General features: G+C 49.6%; 2 protein-coding genes. Both read right to left on the bottom strand.

What is annotated here, in order from left to right; translation table 11 throughout:
* Positions 1-138 precede the first annotated feature (138 nt).
* Positions 139-396 carry a hypothetical protein gene (locus HB631_RS26755; protein WP_213994207.1) on the bottom strand — a complete coding sequence of 86 codons (258 nt, stop codon included), beginning with the start codon at positions 394-396 and terminating at the stop codon, positions 139-141.
* Positions 374-1,041 (bottom strand): hypothetical protein (locus HB631_RS26750; RefSeq protein WP_255557342.1); only part of this gene is annotated, 668 nt, incomplete at its 5' end. The genes HB631_RS26750 and HB631_RS26755, both read right to left, overlap by 23 nt.

Genomic DNA, 1,041 nt, shown 5'->3' with positions numbered 1-1,041 from the left:
TTTCCACCGATCAAGCCGTGCGGGTGATGGTGGAGCCGGGAAGGCTGGTGATATTGACTGAGGCGGATTAACGAGCTGACGTGTTAGATAAAACCCCGGCTCAGGTGCCGGGATATATAAGGCAAGCAAGAAGTTAGGCTAAAAGCCTTTTACTTTGAAGAGACGGAGTAAAACTATACCGACTCCCATTATTCCGCCTCCGCCAATGCCCATTTTTGTAATACGCCACACATCGTGCAGCGTCATATCGAATTCACCGCTTGATATCCACAATATTCCGGAAAAAAAGACCTTAGTGATTAAGCTAGCGGAGATCACAGCAATAACAACCAAACAGATAATTAGCACCGAAAGCAATATGCTTAGCATTAATTTATTTGGGTGGTAAATTTCCATTGTTTTCCACCTTTTTGATTAATTTCTCCGATGTATCTGTGCCCATTTCCGTACTAATAGATGAAGTCACATTTCCAACAGCGCTAGGAATTTTACTAGGTAACATTTCTTTCGATATTCCTAGTTGACCCTTAACCTCAGTATATTTCAGAAGTTCAGGATGAAATTTCGGATCAAATCCCTGTGTAAGATATTTACCAGTAGCATTTACACCAACTTTTGCTACTAGGCCGAGCCCATATCCAAAAGCAGCGCCTACGCCACTTGTGATAGATGCAGTCAGCGGATCTTCACCGTTAATCGAACTGGTTAAAGCACCGCCAGCCACGTTCCAGCCTATGGTTCCTGCGAGCCCGCTTCCCATACTCGCGACGTTTACCCAACCTGCCACCGTTGCGCTCACCGGATCGACCGGCTTACCGTCCAGATAACGGACACCGGCATTGGCCGCTGCACCAAGCCCCCATAGGGCCTGACCCGCACCCGGCAACATCGCGACGCCTGCGGCATTGGCGATACCGGCAGAGACTTTAGCATTCCCTTTCGCGATATCCCCTGCAAGCCGGGCTTTTTCCTCAATACCCGCATCCGGTATCTCACCCAGCCACAGGCCCAGCCCCGAACCCGCTGCCGCACCGCTCAGCC

This window comes from Sodalis sp. dw_96 (assembly GCF_018449575.1).
Taxonomy (GTDB): domain Bacteria; phylum Pseudomonadota; class Gammaproteobacteria; order Enterobacterales; family Enterobacteriaceae; genus Acerihabitans.
Note: the sequence above shows the minus strand (reverse complement) of the source record. Positions and strands in the feature narration are given on the sequence as shown.

Coding starts and splice junctions, on each gene's coding strand:
- HB631_RS26755 (WP_213994207.1), bottom strand. CDS start 396: ATGGAAATTTACCACCCAAATAAATTAATGCTAAGCATATTGCTTTCG.